The sequence below is a fragment of the Endozoicomonas montiporae CL-33 genome (assembly GCF_001583435.1).
Lineage (GTDB): Bacteria > Pseudomonadota > Gammaproteobacteria > Pseudomonadales > Endozoicomonadaceae > Endozoicomonas_A > Endozoicomonas_A montiporae.
Genome location: NZ_CP013251.1, coordinates 5,352,554 through 5,372,981, shown reverse-complemented (window position 1 = coordinate 5,372,981; position 20,428 = coordinate 5,352,554). Strand labels below are relative to the sequence as shown.

Here is a 20,428-nt window from a genome sequence, read left to right as displayed (position 1 = left end):
AATTTATCGGTTCTTTTTCGGTCTCAGTGATGTTTACGAGCTTTATTTTCATCTATTACATTCTGGCTTGTCACTTTCCCGTACAGATGTCTGAATAACTTCATGATCAAATAGTCGAATCCTTTCTATAGAAAATGGAGTAACCAGATCATGACGGAAAAAGAGAAAATGCTGGCAGGGTTAGATTATCTGACCTTTGATGAAGAGTTGACCCGCGAACGTATTGCTGCCAAAAAATTGTGCCACCAGTACAACCTGTTGGAACCTGATGACTTTGAACAAAAGAACATTCTGCTGAAAGAGTTGTTAGGCACTGTTACCGACGCTGTGATTGAGCCAAACTTCCAGTGTGATTTTGGCTACAACATTCATCTTGGTAAGAATTTCTATGCCAACCATAACTGCGTTATTCTGGACTGTTCGTTGGTAAACATTGGCGACAATGTGATGTTTGGCCCGAACGTTACCCTAAGCGCACCGGGTCACCCTCTCAATGTAGAAGGCCGGGTCGCTGGTCTGGAGTTCAGCAAACCTATTACTATTGGTAACAATGTCTGGCTGGGTGCTAGTGTAACTGTTAACCCGGGAGTCACTATTGGCGACAATACCGTTATCGGTTCTGGCAGCGTAGTAACAAAGGACATTCCTGCTAATTGTGTTGCAGTAGGCGTTCCCTGCAGGTTTGTTAAATCTTTGCCTGAAAGCTAAAGTGGATCCCGTCAACCGAAACTAAAAATGAGCAGCCCTGAAGTACTGGCTTCAGGGCTATGAATGTTAATTAGTGACTTGATCGTTCATCTGAGATTTTGTTGAGAGAGCCTCGCTGGACTCGGCTTCTAATCTGGCTCGATCCGCTTTGCTGATGTATTTGGGCTTGTTCTTTTTAGGAGCCAGTTTGGCTTTGGCTCTTTTGGCTTTGGCCTTGAGTATCTGGTTACCTTTTTTACGACGGTTCATGCACATTGCTCAGTTTATAAACACCGGCATGATATCAGCTTCAGAAATAGAAAAGTACACAACGAAAAAAGCGCTGAAGTTTGTAGCGGAGTTTGTACAGGTTAATCAGTTATTTTCATCAGTCTGTGTGTGTTTACATTGCGCAATTACCCCCTTGCAGTCTGGGGTGCAGTCATTCCCCTGAAGAGCGATATACGTTCCGCCGCTTTCACTACTGTAGATACCCAGAAGCAGTACCCAGCCATCAGAAAGGCTTTCGACTATTTCAGGATAAGAAGCGCAGTAAGTGAGCTGAGAAGTTAATGGAGGGACAGGACTCGATACGTTCACGCTGATCCAGAACGACCAGAATAGTGTCGAGTTCATTCCATATAGCGGACAGTTCACCCTCATATTGGTCTTTGAGTTCATCAACGACGATGCGGTGCAGGTTGTGATGAATTTTAGTGGACAGTGAAAGGCTATTGAGCCTGTGAGGGCTGGTTATGATTTGCATAGCTATCTCCTTAGTCGTAACCAAAGAAATAATATGTATTTGTTTTTATCGATTGATACGGTTATGTAGGTGGTTGTGCGTATGTGTGATTCACTCAGCGCAGACGCTATGATGTAGTCCAATAGTAATAAGTAACTGACCCAAGAAAACGACAATGGATGACAATACAGGAAATGTAGAGGGTGGATCGTGCACCAAGGCCTGTGAGTATAGGCGTACCATACGCTGGACGATTGTTTGTACCAGCATCTGTACACTGTTCTTCTGGCTCGTGATTTTCCAGTGGATATCAGGGCCAAATTTTTCGTCATTTAGTAGTTTAGTGGACAAGTATGTATTGAGCACGGAACCGCAAATTACGGAACCCTATGCCTTATATAGTGCCTGTCCGAAAACCCACAAACACTTGAAAACAGCAGCCTGTAGCCCCATATAGTACTCGAAGATTTTCCAAAACAGGCTGTTTCCACATTTATGCGCCAAACCATCAACCCACAAATGCAGTTGGGCGAAGTTGATATCTCCGCCATCACGTTTAATCCCAAGTCCAGAGACGACATTCCCCGCCTGCTCCGGGGCTGCAACATATCTGGATAACACCTGATCTGCGACACAGGGTTTTTCAGGTGCTTGAGAACATAATTCCTGCCAGTCGGCACAATGGTCGTCCTGGTATGGACCTCTGGAACATTCTGGTCTTTGGCACTCTGCGCCTTGTCACTAATTGTGACTACGACCGCCTGCAAGAGTTGGCTAATGAACATGGGACATTACGGAAAATGCTCGGGCATGGTCCCTATTGTACCCACACCTACCACATACAAACATTACAGGACAACATCAGCCTCTTCACACCGGAGATACTGGATCAGATTAACCAGGTCACGGTGGATGCAGGTCACCAGCTGGTTAAAAAAAAGATGAGCCGCTACATGGCCGTACCGATTCGTTCGTAGTCAAAACCGATGTCCATTTCCCCACGGATATCAGCCTTCTGAGCGACGCTTGCCGTAAGAGTATTGAGTTTGCGTCAGCTCTTGCCAATCAGTACCAGCTTCCGGGCTGGCGTCAGCGCAAATACCTCAAAGATCAGCATCGCAAGCGCTACAACAAGGCTCGAAACCTGAAGCATTCCAGTGCGACCTGTGAACTGAAACAGCAGCAGCGGCAGCACGATATTGAGATGGCTCATCTCGAGTACATAAAGTACAGCCTTTCAATTGTCCGCAGAGCTGAAACGACCTTGTCCTTGCTGGTGAAAAAGCAACCGGATGAGCCAAGGCTGGAAAACCTCAAATATCACATAGCCCACAGTCGTCACCAGATAAACCTGATTTACCGACGGGTGATAGAACATGAGCAGATTCCCCATAATGAGAAGGTGTTCTCAATCTTTGAGCCTCATACAGAATGGATCAGCAAAGGCAAAGCCGGAACTCCGGTTGAACTGGGGTTACGGGTCTGCGTGTTGCAGGATCAGTTCGGTTTTACTTTGCATCATCAGGTCATGCAAAAACAAACAGACGACCAGGTTACAGTACCTATGGCCGAGGCTGCCAAAAAGCGGTTCCCGACATTAAGCCAGGTGAGCTACGACAAAGGCTTCTGGAGTCCGGGCAATCTTGAAAAGTTGGAAGTTCTTCTGGAACGCCCGGTTCTCCCCAAGAAAGGCAGGCTGTCAGCCAATGACAAAAAACGGGAATGCCACCCGGAATTTATCCGGGCAAGAAGGAAGCACTCAGCCGTTGAATCCGATATCAACGCACTGGAAGCGAATGGTCTCGACAAATGCCCGGATAAAGGGATAGAAGGCTTTGAGCGGTATGTCGCACTGGCTGTTGTCGCCAGCAACCTGAAGCGGTTGGGTAAAATTCTGCTGACCAGAGATCGTCAGTAGCCTTTCAGTCAGGCTCCCGTCAGTTTACTTTTGATCATGCCAAGCATGAGAGATTACTGTGCTCGTAGATAGTCGAATCAGGTTGTATTTTGAGCAGCGCAGTACAAAAAACATCCTTTGTTCGTCTGGTAACTGAAATCCAGCCGTTATCAACTTCTGTCGGCCAGGAACGACTGCCATTTTTCAGAGGTTTTCTGACAGGCACTATATATGATAGGCCAGTTGGTCAGAGATGGAACGATAGTTAGTTTGAAGGACTTTTGGTCTTTTGAAAGTAGTTTCTATCAATCAATCATTACGATTTTAATTGCCCTTATTGGTGTACTTGGTGTTGCAGCCTATTTGGTTGTAAAACACTCTTCTGAAGATACTGCAAGGAATATTGCCAGAAGCACAATGAGAGATGAAATTTCACGAGAGCTAAGGACGCAAGACTTCCATGAAAAAGTTTCGAAGAATATTAAAGATTGTCTAGAGCCTGTAGAAATTGACCTTGAGGACAAATTTTCAAACATTGGAACACTGGCAGATAGCGTAGAAGGTCTCATACAGAAAGTAACAGATTTAACAGAAGAGAACGTTGAACTTAAAAAATCTTTGCGTCATGTAGTTGCTAGGCTCGCAGTTCTTGATAGGGAAGAGGAGTCTGGAGGGGAGCTGCATTTAAAGATGGAAGATGGAGAAGAGTAGTATGGCTTTTATAAAACGGAAAACGGCAGTCAAACCAGTAGAAGCTCCAAGAGATTATAGTGAGCTGGAGAATGCTGGTGATTTGCTTAATTTTGCAGCAAAAAACAAGATTAGAACGGAACCGTTGGATATATCTTCTCTTGCTCAATTGTTAGGGATCAAGATGATCTTTGAGCCAATGGATGGTGATGACTCAGGGAGCCTGAAAAAAAATAAAAAAACTGGTGAATGGGTTATGAAGGTAAATTCGTTACACCATCCGAATCGTCAGAGATTTACAATAGCGCATGAGCTTGGTCATTTTATAAATGATAGTGCTAATCAGGATGAATTTTCTGATACCGTTTTTTTCCGAAATGGTGAAAGTAACCCTATGGAAGTGGCTGCTAATCGATTTGCCGCAGAATTGCTTTTACCAGAGGAGTCCTTCAGAAAATATATTGAGTATACATCGAGTAAGGTTGAAGATATCGCAGATTATTTTCATGTGTCTTCGCTAGCGGTGAGGATTCGTGCTAAGCAACTTGGTTATACGGGGCATAATGTGTGAAACCTATTCAAGATTTAATTTATTCCCCTGTCGTAAAAACTAGAGATGCTGAGCTGAAGGGATTAGAGCAATTGAGTTCCTCTGTGAAGGATAAGATATTGCCTGTATATGAGCTTACCAAGTCTCGAAAATCGTCAAGAGCACCTGACGGCGATATATTTAAGAGGATGAAAAAAATTGCTGAAATTCAGCAAGATCGGCCTTTCGTTCTAGATCTGTGTACCGATGAAAAATACATAAACCCCCAAATAGAGCAGCTACTTGATGAGTCTAGAGGGTATAGCTACTGGCTTGGCTTTCTCAATATACATAAGAACTTAAATATCATACCAATGGTGCATTTGTATGATGATGAAGATTTTGAGGAAGTCGAAAGCTTTGTGCGTAGCGCAGTAGTTGATTTTCAGGTATTGGCTGTAAGGTTGCCTTTTGATCTAGATGATATTGAGCACTATGTTGCTCCAATAGCCCGGTGTTACCTCCGCCAATAAATGACCCCAAATCACCGGTTTGAAATGACCTCTCGATTTACCACTTCATGGCCGAATCCCATAGTGTTATCAGCACTCAGGAAAAGGAGCCATGATCAACCGAGAGGACTACCTTATGATAAAGCAAGCCAGAGACAAAGGCTGCTATCTTGAGGACATTGCCTGCCAGAGAGGTTGCTCTGTCAGTACCGTCAAGAGAGCCCTGCAAAGGCAAGGGCCACCACCCAGACGCAAATCCGGTGTTCGCCAGAGTAAGCTTGATGATTTCAAATCCGTCATTGACGCGTTACTGGCTGAGAATGTCTGGAATGCCGAGGTCATATTTGCCGAAATCAAAGGGCAGGGATATGCCGGTGGCATCACCATTTTACGGGACTATATCCACCCTAAACGCACCCTGCGTGAAAGCAAGGCGACCACCCGTTATGAAACGGCTCCCGGTCACCAGTTGCAGCACGACTGGGGAGAACTGCAGATCGAAGTTGGAGGTGAGCTTCGCAAAGTTTATGTCTCCGTTAATGTTCTGGGCTACTCACGCCGCTTCTATGCCTTTGCTGCTTACAGCAATGATGCGGAACACACTTATGAAAGCCTGATCCGGGCGTTCGAGTGGTTCGGGGGTTCAAGTGCGCAGGTACTGGTTGATAACCAGAAGGCTGCAGTTCTGGAGCATCCTGGTAACGGACAGGTGAAGTTTAATGAAGGTTTTCTGTTGTTGTCTCGACACTACGAGTTTCAGCCTAAAGCCTGCAAACCCTACAGAGCACAGACCAAGGGAAAAACCGAGCGTATGGTGCGCTACGTAAAAGAAAACTTCTTCCAGCGCTATCGCAGCTTTGAAAGCCTTGAGCACTTGAACCAGCAACTGGGAGACTGGCTGACCAACGTAGCAGATGAACGCCATCATGACACTCTGAAAGAAAAAGTGGCTGACCGCTTTGCTAAAGAACAGCCGCACCTTCAAAAGCTACCGGATATTCGTTATGACACCAGCTACCGGGAAACACGACGTGTGCCGGTTGATGGTTACATTAATTTTAAGACGAATCGCTACAGTGTTCCCAGTACTTTGGTTGGTCAGCAAGTCAGTATCCGCATGGGACTTGACCGGCAGCTACGGGTTTATGGCCCGGACGATACCCTCGTTGCCAGCCATCTGCTGGTTGACGCAAAGAACCGCTGGGTACTCGACGCCACCCACCACCGTGCCCTGTATGACGAGATCAAGGTTGAAACCCGTGACCTCAGCCATTATGAGGAGGTGGTGTGATGGAACAGTTAACGACACTGGTCAATCGCCTTAAGCTTGACCACCTGGCTGACAACCTTGATACCCTGTGTGAGCAAGCCAGCAAGAAAGACCTGAATTACCGGGAGTTCCTGGTAGAAGTGCTTTCTACTGAGTGGGCTGGCCGTCACCAGAAAGGGCTTGAGAGTCGTCTAAAGCAAGCCCGGTTACCATGGCTAAAAACATTAGAGCAGTTTGACTACAGCTTTCAGCCGACCGTTGACCGAAAAGTGGTTCGGGAACTCTCCGGTCTTGGTTTTGTTGATCGTGCTGAAAATGTCGTATTACTCGGACCGCCAGGTGTTGGTAAAACACATCTGGCAATAGCTCTGGCTGTTAAGGCAGCAGAAGCCGGACATCGGGTTATGTTCATGAGCCTCGACAAGCTGATGACTACGCTGAAAAAAGCGTTGCAGGAGAACCGGCTTGAAAGACAGATGCAGCAACTGATGTACCCAAAGCTGCTGGTACTGGATGAAATTGGCTACCTTCCTATGGATCAGGATGAAGCCAGCCTTTTCTTCCGACTCGTGACTCGCCGTTACGAAAAGGCAAGTATCATCCTGACCTCGAATAAGAGCTTTGTCGACTGGGGCGAGATCTTTGGCGATCAAGCCATAGCCACTGCGATCTTGGATCGGCTACTGCATCATGCGACAACTCTCAATATCAAAGGTGAGAGTTACCGCCTGAAAGAGAAGCGCAAAGCTGGATTACTGAAAGGCACTTCTGCCAAGAAATAAACCTGAAAACACAGTGAACTTAACCGTTGAAAGCGGGTCAAAAGTATTGCTGAAAACGGGTCATCTCAAACCGGTGGAAGAAGGTCATATTAAAGCGGAGTTAACACCGGAGTCTGAGTGAAACAGGTCAACTAATTGTGTTCTTAGATGCAAACTTTATCCGTGATATATCCCAGGATCAGGTTAGTGATGCTATTGAGGAGTCTTACCGGAAAATTGTTAGCATAAAAGGCGTTCAGAAGGTCGTTATGCTGGCAACGTCTTTTCCCAAAAGCCCTGCTGCATTGGGTAAGGATCATGAGGGAGAGTTTGATATTCTGGAGGAGAAGCTATACCAAAATTTGTCTAGAAAAGTGGATATTGGCTACGGCGATTATGCATCGATAAACACACAGCAGATAGAAATCAAAGGTGGGACATTCGTTCCTCGGATAGATATATGCTTGGAAGATAAATTCATTTACAAGCGTTACCGACGTCATGATGGTAGTTATCAACGTTGTGCACAGAACATGGTTCTTGATGGACGATACTCACCTTTGGGGACTTGGGCTGATGAAGAGATAAAGCTTGCTACAGACGGAAAGCATTCAGGAAGAAGTCCTTCTTTTTGGATTGCGGTTCGAATCAACTATTACGTAACCAAAAAAGTGGAGATGCGTTCACTTGCTTAGTTTTGAAGGGGGCATGCGGGATAAAATCCATAGATCATCTGAGTTTATGGCTTGCCCCCTCTCTTTGCTGAAGGTATCAAAATTGGGTTTCAACTTTGTGTAAAGATTCTCACGAGAAATGCCTCGTGCTGTATCGAGAGGCATGCTTTTTGCCAAAGTATCGCAAATTTCCCCTTTGGTAAGTCCAGTAAGCTGTGAACCCAAACTCTTAAGTATCTGTATGCTCACAGTATCAAGCAATAGTTTCTTATCTAGTCTTTTGTGGTGATAGGGTTTACGAATCAATCTAATTCCACTTTGGTTGACAACCAAAATGCCAATAGAATTTGGTGAGGCTTGTCGAATAGCCTTCAAATTGGATGGTTCACATACGATGTAACAGCTGTCGAAATATTTTTTATAGCTGTCTATCTGGTATGCAAGTCTCTCAGTGCTATCGGACTCTCCCTTTATTTCGAAAGCTATCGCTGAGCTTTTAGTTAACGCTACTATATCTGCACGTCTCGAACCGAAGAAAAAACGCACTTCACTACCAATAATTATTTCCTCATCAGTCTGATTGTCTAAGAGATAGTCTATAAGGTGTATTTTAATCTCGTTTTCTTTCATTTAGCTGTCGGAAGCCTACAACGTATCAAAAGGTTCATGATGCCAGTTTTGGAGGTGTAATCCTAACTGGTATGTTCAGCTGGAGGAAGTAGACCGTGGAAGGCTTGCTTACGGTCTGGGAGTTTGCAGGTTCCATAAAGTAGCGAGCCTGAGCTTCAATTTGGAATTCAGTAAAGGAGGTTATTTAATGTGACTGGAGTAAAGATTTTTGCCCGTCATACGCCCGTAGAACAAAAAAAGCCTCGGAGGAAAAATCCTTCGAGGCCTTTATATATATGGTGCCTAGGGACAGAATCGAACTGCCGACACGCGGATTTTCAATCCGCTGCTCTACCAACTGAGCTACCCAGGCTAAATTTTTCACTTCAAAAAAGTGGCACGACCATTTCATAAAAAAAAGAAATGGTGCCTAGGGACAGAATCGAACTGCCGACACGCGGATTTTCAATCCGCTGCTCTACCAACTGAGCTACCCAGGCGTTTCACAACTTTAAAACATAAGTGTGTGTGCGAGGCGTATTAAACGGATTTCCCCTGCTTTAGTCAAGTCGGGAGTAAGGATTTTCTTCTTTCTTTTTAGGGCGTTAGTACAATTACTACTGCTTAAGAGGATGACCTGTCTTGAACTGCCGTCCTCTCAAACAAAAATTGTACAGAATGTGCGCGTTACTGAAACACGACGTAGTCAGCGAGGGTTTCCAGATCGTCCAGCTTCAGCAGCTCTTCGATAGGGGCTTGTTGAAGGCTTTCTTTCAGGGCTTTGTAGGCTTGGGTATCAACGACAATGTCACCGTTTTCGTCCTGAAAGAAAATGGATTGATCCTTAACGCAGGCCAGCAACCTTTTTTTCTGGTTGTTGGACAGAGGGATGTCTTTAATGCTCATTCAATATTCGACCGATGAAAACTATCAGAGAGCCATTATATGGTGAGGCAGAGCAGGATGCAGCTCTCTGTAGTTTCAATTATACCCATCGCCTTTCAAGATGATACGTTGTTGTCAGCGCTCGCTCACCCCGATCACCTACTACTCGTAGGCTCACGGGGCTTCACTCACTTGTCGCCTAGTAGCATCTTGAAATCCAATGGATATAGATGGTTACTTAAGGCGAACCGGGCGTCTGCGGATATCCACTTCAGGAATGTTGTCATAACCCAGCGCATCCCATAGTGTTTCTGTTGCCCATTGGGACATCATACCCAGAAGGTCATCACTGTAGGTTTGAATAGCGCCCGTCAGAGTCACTTCGCCCATGGTTTTGTTGACGTCATGAATTCTGAGATAGCCACCGACGCTCGTGAGTCCGGTGCTGTTTACGGTGAAAACAGGGTTTGAAGGGGTGCAGCCAGAGAGGGTGAAGTGAAAATTAGCCTTGGGCACAGATTCAAGAGTAGTATCCTTGTTCATGAGCAGGTCATAGATGACCACATTGCCCACAGGCGCCTTCCCCTTTTCGACATCCAGCTTGATGTCATAGCGTTCGGTAGTCTGGGAACTTTTATCATCGACGATGATCCACTTCTTGGTCATCGTGCCTTCTGGCAGATCACAGAGATTGTCTTTGTTGGCAAAAGTGACACTGGATGCAAACGAGAGAACAACCGCAAAGAGTTGTGAAATTGTTTTGTTCATACCTGAAGCCTCTGTTATTGGTTTAACCAGATTAGACAGAAGCTTACAGGAATAGTTCAAAATTCAACCTGTGCAGAAGCCTTTTGAAATGAACCTGATTCAGGTTATTTACTCTCAGGCATATACCCTTCAGCGGCATCCACGTCTTCGTCGGCAAAATACTTATCCATCTGTTCGGTCAGGTACTGACGCGCTTCAGGTTCCAGCAGGTTCAGGCGCTTTTCATTGATCAGGCGGGTCTGGTGGATTTGCCACTCGGTCCATGCCTGTTCGGAAACATTCTCGTAAACCCACTGACCTTTGGGGCCTGGCAGAGGTGGAACAGCAAGACCTTCAGCTTCTTTTTTCAGCTTTACGCATTGAACAGTACGACCCATGTTGTTTCCTGAATAGGTTGGTTAAAGGTGGGCTCATCTTAACGCCAATCCACAGATAAGTCAGGACGAGCAGCTGATTTCCAGTTTTTTGCCCCAGTCAGGTGGGAGTGATGCAAAATGTTCATATTCTGCATGTTCATCGTATGGGGATTCCAGCACCTGCATCAGGTCTGCTATAGGCTGGTAATTGCCCTGCTCAGCCTGTTCGATGGTTTGCTGTGCCAGATAGTTTCTGAGAATAAACTTTGGGTTTACCTGTTGCATTAACTGTTTTCGGGTCTTGTCGTCCGTCAGGTTTCGCTTCAATCGCTCGGCATAGGCACTTAGCCAGCTTTCCAAGGGTGCCTGTTTCAGGGATTGAAGGTAGTCAGGAAGTGATTCATTAGGGGCAAAAGAACACAATGCCCTGAAAAACAGGGTGTAGTCACAATGTTCATCCTGAAGAAGTTGCAGAAGGTTTTTAACCAGCTCCGGGTCTTCGTCCTCGACCATGGTTAGCCCGAGTTTTTGGGTCATCAGTTCTGTGTAATGACTGGAATACAGCTGGGGGTATTGATCGATAATACTTTGCAAGGCGTCGGTGTTGTCAATCAGTGGTAGTAAAGCCTGAGCCAGTCGGCCACAGTTCCAGTAGCTGATATCCGGTTGTTGGCTGAAAGCGTATCGGCCGTAATGATCGGAATGATTACAGATATAATTCCAGTCAAAATCATCCTGAAAACCAAACGGGCCATAATCAAAGGTTTCACCCAGAATGCTCATGTTATCGGTGTTCATAACACCGTGGGCAAACCCGGCCGCCTGCCAGTGAGCCACCATTTGCGCTGTTTTGCGGATGATTTCCTGAAACATCAGCAGGTACTTATCGGTGTCGTTCATCAGTTCTGGAAAGTACTGTTCAATGGCAAAATCGGCTAACACCTTCAGGAGGTCATGCTGTTTGGTGTAATAAAAGTACTCGAAGTGCCCGAAGCGGATATGGGTTCTGGCCAGTCGCAACAGAGTTGAGCCCTTTTCTTCGGTTTCCCGGTAGACAGGCGTATCGCTGGTGGTCACACACAAAGCCCTGGTGGTGGGGATTCCCAGATGATGCATGGCTTCAGAGCATAAAAACTCCCTGATGCATGAACGCAATACAGCTCTTCCGTCACCAAATCGTGAATACGGCGTCGTGCCCGAACCTTTCAGGTGTAGATCCCATTTACCTTGGTGGGATGTTTCAACCTCGCCCAGTAATAAACCTCTGCCGTCGCCCAGTTGAGGATTGTAGGAACCAAACTGGTGACCGGAATAAATCATTGCCAGCGGTGCGAATGATGGTGAGGAGTCCTGTCCGGATGTGATTTTGCATAGTCGGTCGAGACTGTTCGTACTGGTATCAAGCTCTATCATTTCCGCAGCAGGCTGGCTGATGCAGACCAGCTCGGGGTTATTCAATGGTGTGGCGTTCTGACGTGTATAAAACGCTTCGGGCAGTTGCGAAAAGCAGTTGTTAAATCTGAGCTGATCCAGAATCGCCATGATGAACAGACCTCTTAAAGGCTTTGCTTTATTTTTTTTAGTAGTCTGGTGACCGGTGCTGCCAACCCGAGCTGGGAAGGGTTATCGGGTTGAAACCAGTGCCAGTGTTCATCATCCTGAACTTGGCAGGCGTGCAGCCGGGAACTGTCGGCAAAGGTTTTTACCGGTGTTATATCCAGATGGTAGTGGCTGAAAGTATGACGGAAACTGTTCCATTCTTCGAACTCATCCAGTGTGATGCCGGTCAGTTTCAGGGCTTTGTCTGACAGATTCTCATCGGGCTGAATCTCGGGAAAGCCCCATAATCCTCCCCATATGCCTGTGGGTGGGCGTTTTTCCAGCAACACTTCTCCGTTCTGGTTAATCACCATCAGCATTTTAACTGCCCGTTCCGGCTTGTCTTTTTTTGGTTTTGATCCGGGGAAGCGGGTTTCTTCACCCAGCTGGTGGGCGATGCAGGTTGTCTGCAAAGGACAGAGCAGGCATGATGGTTTGCTGCGGGTGCAGACCATGGCACCAAGATCCATCATTGCCTGTGTGTAATCCGCTCCCCGTTCGTCAGGAGTGTACGTTTCTGCAATCGTCCACAGTTCTTTCGTAACAGCTGATTGTCCGGGCCAGCCTTCTACAGCTCTGTATCGAGCCAGCACACGTTTAACATTGCCGTCCAGAATCGGAGCCCGGATACCCATGCTGATTGAAGCAATGGCTCCGGCAGTTGAACGACCAATGCCGGGTAATTGCTCCAGCAGCTCTACAGACCGGGGAAATGCACCTGCATGGTTTTCCATCACCATTTTGGCTGCCTTGTGCAGGTTGCGGGCTCTGCTGTAATAGCCGAGTCCACTCCAGTGATGCAGCACATCATCTTCTGTTGCACTGGCAAGGTCGGCAACCGTCGGGAAGCTCGCCATAAATTTTTCGAAATAGGGAATGACAGTGGTCACCTGAGTCTGCTGCAGCATGATTTCACTGATCCAGACCCGGTAAGAAGTGGTGTTTTTTTGCCACGGAAGATGCTTTCGACCGTGTTGGTCAAACCATTTCAGGACCTGACTGCTAAATGTTTTATCGGTGTGCGTCATTACAGTTGTGTATTGGAATTTATAGGAGCATTATGGCGTTACAGGGACGGGGCTTCCAACCTGAATGAGCAGTTTTAAGTCAATTGGAGTCTGTAATAAAAGGCTGAGCACAAAACGCTATTGCCACTAATAATAACTAAATGTATGCTCCCCGCCGCTTACTTATAACCTATGGAACTTTAATGGAAACCGACCAACCCCCGAGTAGAAAGGTAAGTTGTGATGTAACACTCTGACGGTTTTCTGTGTCTGTTTGCCGAAACCGTTCGAGTTTCGGTCCTGCTGGTTTAATCCTTTCCGAAATATCACTTCTTACACACTCAGCAAAAGTAGTTAAAAAAACGATCGACGTAATTATTGCGCCTGGAATTGTTACTGGAGAAGTACCATGGCGGTTGCTGATATGGCTGTTACTAATCTGCACCTTGTAAGTGAAAGTGAATTTGATACCGCACAGGCTTTGTCTTTTATGCGGTCACTCAGTCTGGAGGAAAAGGCTGAGTTTATTATTGGTTTAACGCTCAGTCAGGCGAACAGTGTTCTGGCTGAGTGTCCTTTGCGTGAAGTTCAGGACATTCTTGAGTTGCTGGAAGACTCGGAACATGAAATCCGCGCCCGACAGATCAGCATGGGACTGGGTCTGATCAGCAGTGAAGTTGAACCTGCCGGTGAATACCTTGATAACAGTGTTATGTCTCACGTGCGTGAGCGTATTGGCTGGATTGTAGGTCTGGCACTCATGGGTATTGTTTCGGGTCTGATTATTGCCCGTTATGAGGATGCCCTGAGTTCACTGGTTCTGCTGGCGGTTTATATGCCGGTTATTGCTGCGGCAGGTGGTAACACCGGTTCGCAGGCTGCAACACTGGTTGTGCGCGCCCTTGCCACTGGCGATATTGGCATGAATGACTGGTTAAAGGTGGTCTGGAAAGAGTTCCGGGTAGCTTGTTTTATTTCCATGGTACTGGCGCTGGTCATTGGCGCTCGTGTTGTGATGTTCAGCGGTGGTAGTGCTCTGCCGGATGGTATATCTCTGAATATGGTGGCGTTTGCTATTGGTCTGGCAATTTCCCTTCAGGTGGTGATGTCTACAACACTGGGTGGCGTCCTGCCTCTGATTGCCAGAGCTTTCCGGCTGGACCCTGCGGTGCTGGTCAGCCCGGTTCTGGCATCGGTTGTAGACATTACCGGTATGTTGATTTACTTCTTCACGGTGACACGGTTGCTGGGGCTCTAACGAGCCACCTGAACATCATGCATGCCATCGCCATTGTCAGAACAATGGATGGCCCTCCCGGATAGTCGAGCAGACTGGATAACACAAGGCCTGCTCCTATCCCGGCAACTCCAAGACCATAACCTGTTATCCAGGATTTCTTCCCCGTCATTCCCGACACCGCCAGTGCAGGCATGATCAACGTACTGAACACCAGATAAACACCAGCCAGCTCTACAGACAGAGTAATCAGAATGGCAAATATCGGGTAAAACAGGTTGGTGGTCAGCAGCTGGGGTTTTAGCAACAGGCCTGCCAGCAGAGCGAGCGTTGCCAGACCGGGCGTCACCAGGCTTGACCATTGTATCCACAGTATTTTGCCGCCAAGGGTGTCGGACATATGTTCTGCACCATGGGGGTCGCTCGACAGTACCAGCAGGATGCAAGCCGCTGCCAATATGTAGATACATCCGATCATTGCTTCCAGCTCAATAGACGTTCGGCTGGACAGCCTGGAAATAAGACACGCGCCGGATACCGAGAAAATAAACGGCATAGCGGTTTCCAGTGCGTTCATAAACGCTTCCTGCGAAGGGCTTTCAGATACTCCCAGTATTTCGCTCATAAGGTGGGCAAAAATGGATCCCATTGCTGCGATTTGAGCTACAGCCAGATCCATAAACACAATACCCCTGTTCAGCACCTGTCGCCCGAGAATCAGGTGGCTGATCAGCACCAGAGCGCCGCCGCAGAATGCTGGCAGCAAAATGGTGACGAGACTGATATCAACCATTGCGTTTAACGGCCTTCAGTAGTTTATTAATCAGATCATCGTAAAGCTTTGCCAGTGACTGACTGTTGTCGCTGCCATTAATCGACATGGGTAGTTTAATGGCGGGTACGCCAATCTTTTTGCTTAGCCACTCGGCACCGCTTTTGTCCTGATAAGAGGCATAAACGACAGCATCTATTTTCTTATCTTTAGCCAGTTTGAGTAGTCTGGACAGATGTTTGCCGGAAGGTGGTAAACCCGGCTTGGGCTCCAGATCGCCTACCATGGAAATGCCCAGCCACTGAAACAGATACTCAAAGCTGGTGTGATAAGCCACTACCTGTATGCCTTTTAGTGGTTGTGCTTCCTGCTCCCACTTACGGATGTTTTTCTGCCACTGTTCATCAAACTGACTGATGTTCTTTTTGTATAACTGCGCATTGTCTGGGTCGATTTTTACCATACGCTTTGCCAGAGCATTGGCCACCGTGAGCAACCGATAAGGGTCAAGATGGAAATGAGGATTTCCTTCCGGGTGAACATCGCCCATGGTCGGGTTAACGTTTTTGACTTTCCCAATGGTGTCTATCTGTTCGGCAGCGTAGAACATGCCATCTTTACCTTTCTGCACTTTGGTATTGGCCGATTTCATTTGCAGTAAAGGTAGCCAGCCCACTTCCAGATCTGCCCCGGAACAGATAACCAGATCGGCTTTGCGCATTTTAGCAATGAGCCCTGGTCTGGCCTCTATGTGATGAGGATCCTGCAAAGCCGAGGTCGCACTGTAGACTTTACTGTGGGGTGCTATCTGCTGAGCCAGAGCCTTCCATTCAGGCTCGCAGGTGAGAATATTCAGTGCTCTGGCTTCGGGAAAAAAGCCCGAAGCCACAAGGAGCCCGATAGCCAGAACACGCTGGCTGACTACATTAAAACTGGTGTGCATCGTGAGCCCCTAAAGACATTACATATTGCAATGTGATGATGTTGTCGTTGATGTGTTCCAGACCTTTACCTTTCTGGTGCGTCCATTGCAGGCGTATGGTTGAAAAGTGGCTGTGACTCCAGGACAGCATCAGTTCTGTTTCCTGCAGGGAGTTTTTATGGTGATGATCTTCTTCAAGCTTTAAACCGTTAAACTCGCCATAACGAACACCTGTCGCCCATTGCGGGGCAAACTGATAGACGCTGCTGAGATACCAGCCATCGTGTTTGTCATCATTGCTTTTGATGGTTTTGTTTTTTGAAATATTTCTTGCCTGAAGGTATTCGGCAGACAAGCTGAGATTACGGTATTTGTAATTGCCTTCCGGAGCCCATTTCCAGACAGCTTCTACACCATAGAGGTCTTTACCTGTATAGGCTGCTTTGTGACAGTGGTGATGGTCGTGGCTATGGCTATGGCTATGGCTATGGCTATGGCTATGGCTATGACTATGACTATGTTGGGAGTGACTGCCTGCAGCATGTTGATGAACTTTCTGTTGATGCTTGTGAGCATGATCATCGTGTTTTTCATCATGGTGGTCGTGCTGATGTTTATGGTCATGATGATGATTTTCATCGTGATGCTTGTGATGGCCGTGGTTATGATGATGCTCATCATGATGGTCATGGCTTGGCTCATGGTCATGATGGTGCGAGTGCGTCTCTACCGTATGATTCCATGGCCTGACACCGTTCTCGTTACGCATGTAGTTAAAGCCAATCTGCCAGCTGTGCTCATGGTTAAAATCTGCGCCTATCTTGGTAAAAACGTTGTACACCCCCACTTCCTGCGGATCTTTGATGTTGTCTGCCCGCATCTTCTTGCCACTGAATGCCTCGGCACCAATGTCCCAGTAGAAGTCAGTCGGCATCAGGTAATTAATACGAACACCGTCGTCAAAATAGTGAGAGCCTAACAGAGCACGGTAAACAGCCGGGCGCTCTGTAAATGAGTCTGCGTGAGTATGTTGACTGTTAAGGTAACCAAAGTCCGATAGAAACCGGCCAGCCCTGATTGAAAATCCACCGGGCAGAGCCAGTGTCTGTATAAAAGCTTCTTCAGCTTCGACTTCGGTTTTGCTGTCATGGGTATGAAGAACCGCTGTTAATTTCCCAAAGAAGAGGTCATCAATGGGGGAGCTGACACTCAGTTCTACATGACCAAGGCCAAAGCCTTTGTCCGTTTCGCTGAGAGCACTTTTCTCGGATTTGTAATGACCATCCAGTATCAGACTGAAATCAGGATCCAGATTGACGGCATAAGAGTTTGACAGGGAGCCCAGAAAGACGGCTAAAGAGAGGGTTGTTTTAGTGATACACCTGTTATTCACTGCGAATTGCTCTCTGTGAAGTTGTTGTTGGAGCACAAAGGCTGATGCAGTGAACTGTTATAGTATAACGTTCTTGAAATGCCAGAAATTGACTAAATATTGCTACCCATTCACAGTACTGTTGACGAATTAAATACCATTCCAAATAGAGTTATTAGAATTTAAAACTCTTTCATAAATATCTTTTTGTAATTAACCTGCCTCTACGACGGAAGAAATAACAACGAAATAACAACGAAATAACAACGAAATAACAACGAAATAACAACAATGAGGTAAGTCACATGCTCTTGTGGCTCTGGTATTACAGGGCGATTAACGCTCAATCAGGCCAATTACCTTTACCCATCCCGTCCCGATGTTCTGGCAATTCATGGATTGAGTCTTGACATTCAACCCGGCGAAAGAGTGGCCATTGTGGGGCCGTCGGGCGGCGGTAAATCAACGTTGTTTGACTTGTTGCTGAGATTTCGGGATATCGAATCCGGCGTGATTGCTCTGGATGCTGTGAATATTCAGTCAATGGATCCTTCAGTGCTGCGCAGCCAGTTTGCTCTGGTGCCTCAACAGCCGGTTCTGTTCAGTTCGACGGTGTGGGAGAACCTGCGTTATGGTCGTCCCGATGCCACGGATGAACAGGTTATTGCTGCGGCAAAGGCGGCTTATGCCGACGAGTTTATTCAGCAGCTGCCCGAAGGATACAGCAGTACTCTGGGAGAACAGGGCGTGAAACTGTCCGGAGGCCAGCACCAGAGGCTGGCGATTGCCCGGGCGATTTTACGTAACCCCAAAATTCTGTTGCTGGACGAAGCAACCAGTGCGCTTGATGCCCAGAGTGAGCATCTGGTGAAGCAGGCGCTTGATCGTCTGATGAAAGACCGGACAACATTGATAATTGCTCACCGGCTGGCAACCATTACTCATGTGGATCGCATTGCTGTGATGGATAAAGGGCGGGTGGTTGCAGTAGGTACCCATGAAGAGCTGCTGGAAAGCTCGGGGCTTTATCGCAGGTTGGCAGATTTGCAGTTTGCCGATCGTTAGTCGTTTTTTAAATGGAGATCAATCGCCTCCCATCAGGCTCAGGTTATCGCCTGAGCCGAGGTTGGTGGAGGGCTGCTCATCCATTTTCAACATCAGACGCAGGTTATTCGGTGATGTTGCGTGCAGCAGGGCGCGTTCCTGAGTGATCTTTCCAGCTTTGACCAGATCGTAGAGAGCCTGGTCAAAGGTCTGCATACCCAGGCTTTTTCCTTTTGTAACGGTTTCATTCAGTTCGTCGATACTACCGCCCTTGATCAGATCGGCGACCCGCGGGGTATTGATCAGAATTTCATGCACTGGTACTACCGAACCTTCCTGTTTGCCTTCGACCAGTTGTTGTCCCACAACCATTTTCAGGCTGAGTGACAGATCCATAAGAATTTCAGAATGCTGCTCCGGCGGAAAAAAGTGGATGATGCGTTCCAGAGCCTGATAGGTGTTATTGGCGTGCATTGTTGCAATGCATAAATGCCCGGTTTCAACAAACTCAACGGTATGTCGCATAACACCAGGCGAGCGAATTTCACCGACTACCACCAGGTTGGGTGCCTGCCGCAAGGCGTTAAACAGGCCGGCTTCGTAGCTTTCTGTGTCCAGCCCGACATCACGCTGGGTAACAATACAGTTTTTATGGTCGTGAATGTATTCCACCGGATCTTCGATAGTGATGATATGACCTTTGCTATTTTGGTTACGATGATCAACCAGAGAGGCCATGGAAGTAGACTTACCGGCTCCTGCCGCTCCGGTAATCAGAATAAGCCCTCGTTCCTGCAGCACCGTTTCTGCTACCTGTGGTGGAATGGAAAGCTCTTCAGGTGTAGGAATGTAAGAGCTAAGCCTGCGGATATGGTGGACCCCACTGTCAAGACAGTAAACCAACAAATTTAAGTTAAGTCCTGGCAGTGGTCCAAAGCCCTCATGCAAAGTGAATTGCCTTAGGCGTTTTATAACTCAACGACTGGTGTAATCGTTCAGTGTTGTAAAACTCAAAGTATTCATCCAGCCCAGTATAAAGCTCTGGAACAGTCTGAAATTCATGCGTGTACAGCCATTCATGTTTGACGGAGCGCCACAGCCTCTCGACAAAAATGTTATCCAGTGCTCGCCCTTTCCCGTCCATGCTGATACGTATTTCCCGTTCCTGAAGAGGTGCCAGAAAATCATTACTGGTAAACTGACACCCTTGGTCAGTGTTGAATATATCAGGTTCACCTTGTTCCAAAGCTCGACCCAGCGCATGAATACAGAAGTCTGCATCCAGTGTGTTCGACAGCTCCCAGCTGACCACGTAACGGCTGTACCAGTCAATAATGGCAACCAGATACATAAACCCCTGAGGCATCGGGCAGTACGTAATATCAGTACTCCAGACCTGATTGGGTCTCACAATATCAACGCCGTTCAACAAGTACGGGTAAACCTTATGCTCTTTGTTTCTCAGGCTTGTGCCCGGTTTTGGTCCGACAGCCTGTATGCCCATCAGCCTCATAAGTCGCTGTATACGCTTCCTGTTGACCGGAAAGCCCTGCTCATTCAGCCATGCAGTTATCTTACGACTGCCGTAAAACGGTGTACGTGTATACTGCTCATCAATGAGCCTCATCAGATTCAGATTCTCAGGGCTTTCCAAAGCTGGAGAAGCTTGGTAATACCAGCTTGACCTGCTTAACCCAACCAGTTCACATTGGCGCTGAATGCTGATCTTCGAGTGATCCGGGTCTATGCATCTCCGTTTGTCATCAATGGACATTGCCAGATTTTTTTTTCAACCAGTCCAGCTCCATTTTAAGCCGTCCGATCTCCTGATACAGGGGGGCAGTGAGCACATCTGGATCTACCTCTGGCCGTGCCCTGCCGAAGACTTCTGGAACCCCCTGGAGTAGCTGTCGCTTCCACTGGCTAACCTGAACGGCTGCAACTTCGTGTTCGCTTGCCAGCTGGTTTATGGTCTTTTCGCCCTTGTAGGCTTCGAGTGCTACCTGTGCCTTAAATTCGGGCTTATGTCGTTTTCTTTTTGCTGTCATGATTCCCTCCTGCAGGGTCATCTTACAGCCAGAAAACTTAACTT

At 47.2% G+C, this 20,428-nt stretch carries 22 protein-coding genes, 2 tRNA genes and 1 pseudogene; 10 read left to right on the top strand and 15 right to left on the bottom strand.

The features are described from left to right. The first annotated feature begins 150 nt into the window (after positions 1–150). Positions 151–708: a sugar O-acetyltransferase gene (locus tag EZMO1_RS24880; protein WP_086936447.1), complete on the top strand. Its 558-nt coding sequence runs from the start codon at positions 151–153 to the stop codon at positions 706–708. Between the two features lie 66 nt (positions 709–774). Here the strand turns inward: EZMO1_RS24880 and EZMO1_RS24875 are convergent, their stop codons facing one another. Both EZMO1_RS24875 and EZMO1_RS24870 read right to left on the bottom strand, forming a co-directional pair. After that, on the bottom strand, positions 775–957 hold the full coding sequence (locus EZMO1_RS24875; protein ID WP_034877637.1) for a DUF2986 domain-containing protein: 183 nt from the start codon (positions 955–957) through the stop codon (positions 775–777). Positions 958–1,222: 265 nt separating this feature from the next. Next, positions 1,223–1,453 carry a hypothetical protein gene (locus tag EZMO1_RS24870; RefSeq protein WP_034877640.1) on the bottom strand — a complete coding sequence of 77 codons (231 nt, stop codon included), beginning with the start codon at positions 1,451–1,453 and terminating at the stop codon, positions 1,223–1,225. A 474-nt stretch (positions 1,454–1,927) separates the two neighbouring features. On the opposite strand from EZMO1_RS24870, the pseudogene EZMO1_RS24860 reads away from it, so the two are divergent. The 7 genes and pseudogenes from EZMO1_RS24860 (at position 1,928) to EZMO1_RS24830 (ending at position 7,786) form a co-directional block, all read left to right on the top strand. Further along, positions 1,928–3,350: pseudogene (locus EZMO1_RS24860) on the top strand (ISNCY family transposase). Between the two features lie 210 nt (positions 3,351–3,560). Then, positions 3,561–4,040 (top strand): hypothetical protein, encoded by a 480-nt coding sequence (locus tag EZMO1_RS24855; protein WP_034877647.1) that lies wholly within the window; start codon positions 3,561–3,563, stop codon positions 4,038–4,040. A 1-nt stretch (position 4,041) separates the two neighbouring features. Beyond that, positions 4,042–4,590, top strand: a complete 549-nt coding sequence (locus tag EZMO1_RS24850) for an ImmA/IrrE family metallo-endopeptidase (protein WP_034878574.1) — start codon at positions 4,042–4,044, stop codon at positions 4,588–4,590. Beyond that, positions 4,587–5,081, top strand: coding sequence for a beta family protein (locus EZMO1_RS24845; RefSeq protein ID WP_051790199.1), 495 nt, complete (start codon positions 4,587–4,589; stop codon positions 5,079–5,081). Before EZMO1_RS24850 ends, EZMO1_RS24845 begins: the two co-directional genes overlap by 4 nt. A 91-nt stretch (positions 5,082–5,172) precedes the next feature. After that, entirely contained in the window at positions 5,173–6,351 is a 1,179-nt protein-coding gene (gene istA, locus EZMO1_RS24840) for an IS21 family transposase (protein WP_034874476.1), read from the top strand. Continuing rightward, on the top strand, positions 6,351–7,112 hold the full coding sequence (gene istB, locus EZMO1_RS24835) for an IS21-like element helper ATPase IstB (RefSeq protein WP_034873160.1): 762 nt from the start codon (positions 6,351–6,353) through the stop codon (positions 7,110–7,112). The genes istA and istB overlap by 1 nt, the downstream gene beginning before the upstream one ends. Positions 7,113–7,249: 137 nt before the next feature. Next, positions 7,250–7,786: a beta family protein gene (locus EZMO1_RS24830; protein ID WP_051790204.1), complete on the top strand. Its 537-nt coding sequence runs from the start codon at positions 7,250–7,252 to the stop codon at positions 7,784–7,786. Here EZMO1_RS24830 and EZMO1_RS24825 read toward each other — a convergent pair. From EZMO1_RS24825 to mutY, 8 genes are all read right to left on the bottom strand, one after another. After that, entirely contained in the window at positions 7,775–8,395 is a 621-nt protein-coding gene (locus EZMO1_RS24825; RefSeq protein ID WP_034877649.1) for a sce7726 family protein, read from the bottom strand. The genes EZMO1_RS24830 and EZMO1_RS24825 overlap by 12 nt on opposite strands. A gap of 276 nt (positions 8,396–8,671) precedes the next feature. After that, positions 8,672–8,747: transfer RNA gene (locus tag EZMO1_RS24820), tRNA-Phe, on the bottom strand. 51 nt (positions 8,748–8,798) lie between these two features. Next, positions 8,799–8,874 (bottom strand) — tRNA-Phe (locus EZMO1_RS24815). A 187-nt stretch (positions 8,875–9,061) separates the two neighbouring features. Beyond that, on the bottom strand, positions 9,062–9,280 hold the full coding sequence (locus EZMO1_RS24810) for a hypothetical protein (protein WP_034877651.1): 219 nt from the start codon (positions 9,278–9,280) through the stop codon (positions 9,062–9,064). Positions 9,281–9,493: 213 nt separating this feature from the next. Beyond that, complete coding sequence (locus tag EZMO1_RS24805) at positions 9,494–10,027, bottom strand: hypothetical protein (protein ID WP_145912731.1); 534 nt, start codon at positions 10,025–10,027, stop codon at positions 9,494–9,496. A gap of 104 nt (positions 10,028–10,131) precedes the next feature. Further along, positions 10,132–10,404 (bottom strand): oxidative damage protection protein, encoded by a 273-nt coding sequence (locus EZMO1_RS24800; RefSeq protein WP_034877654.1) that lies wholly within the window; start codon positions 10,402–10,404, stop codon positions 10,132–10,134. Positions 10,405–10,464: 60 nt separating this feature from the next. Beyond that, positions 10,465–11,925, bottom strand: a complete 1,461-nt coding sequence (locus EZMO1_RS24795; protein ID WP_034877655.1) for a protein adenylyltransferase SelO — start codon at positions 11,923–11,925, stop codon at positions 10,465–10,467. A 14-nt stretch (positions 11,926–11,939) separates the two neighbouring features. Continuing rightward, positions 11,940–13,010, bottom strand: a complete 1,071-nt coding sequence (gene mutY / locus EZMO1_RS24790) for an A/G-specific adenine glycosylase (protein WP_034877657.1) — start codon at positions 13,008–13,010, stop codon at positions 11,940–11,942. Between the two features lie 388 nt (positions 13,011–13,398). On the opposite strand from mutY, the gene EZMO1_RS24785 reads away from it, so the two are divergent. Then, entirely contained in the window at positions 13,399–14,247 is an 849-nt protein-coding gene (locus EZMO1_RS24785) for a magnesium transporter (protein WP_086936445.1), read from the top strand. On the opposite strand, the gene EZMO1_RS24780 is transcribed toward EZMO1_RS24785, so the two are convergent. Genes EZMO1_RS24780 through EZMO1_RS24770 form a run of 3 tightly spaced genes read right to left on the bottom strand, consistent with a single transcriptional unit; the run spans position 14,219 to position 17,313 of the window. Then, positions 14,219–15,019: a metal ABC transporter permease gene (locus tag EZMO1_RS24780; protein WP_034877659.1), complete on the bottom strand. Its 801-nt coding sequence runs from the start codon at positions 15,017–15,019 to the stop codon at positions 14,219–14,221. The genes EZMO1_RS24785 and EZMO1_RS24780 overlap by 29 nt on opposite strands. Next, the gene (locus tag EZMO1_RS24775; protein ID WP_034877664.1) at positions 15,012–15,941 is read right to left on the bottom strand and encodes a metal ABC transporter solute-binding protein, Zn/Mn family; all 930 of its coding nucleotides are present in this window, start codon (positions 15,939–15,941) and stop codon (positions 15,012–15,014) included. The genes EZMO1_RS24780 and EZMO1_RS24775 overlap by 8 nt, the downstream gene beginning before the upstream one ends. Further along, complete coding sequence (locus tag EZMO1_RS24770; protein WP_034877665.1) at positions 15,925–17,313, bottom strand: hypothetical protein; 1,389 nt, start codon at positions 17,311–17,313, stop codon at positions 15,925–15,927. The genes EZMO1_RS24775 and EZMO1_RS24770 overlap by 17 nt, the downstream gene beginning before the upstream one ends. A gap of 378 nt (positions 17,314–17,691) precedes the next feature. Between EZMO1_RS24770 and EZMO1_RS24765 the strand changes: the two genes are divergently transcribed. Continuing rightward, complete coding sequence (locus EZMO1_RS24765) at positions 17,692–18,357, top strand: ABC transporter ATP-binding protein (RefSeq protein ID WP_051790205.1); 666 nt, start codon at positions 17,692–17,694, stop codon at positions 18,355–18,357. 18 nt (positions 18,358–18,375) lie between these two features. Here EZMO1_RS24765 and EZMO1_RS24760 read toward each other — a convergent pair whose 3' ends face one another. Together EZMO1_RS24760 and EZMO1_RS24755 are read right to left on the bottom strand one after the other, a co-directional pair. Next, positions 18,376–19,239 (bottom strand): ATPase, T2SS/T4P/T4SS family, encoded by an 864-nt coding sequence (locus tag EZMO1_RS24760; protein ID WP_236632052.1) that lies wholly within the window; start codon positions 19,237–19,239, stop codon positions 18,376–18,378. A gap of 37 nt (positions 19,240–19,276) precedes the next feature. Beyond that, positions 19,277–20,384 (bottom strand): IS3 family transposase gene (locus tag EZMO1_RS24755; protein ID WP_145912483.1). Its coding sequence is split into 2 segments (ribosomal slippage): positions 19,277–20,117 and positions 20,116–20,384, totalling 1,110 coding nucleotides; the frame shifts between segments, so codons are not numbered across the junction. Between the last annotated feature and the right edge of the window lie 44 nt (positions 20,385–20,428).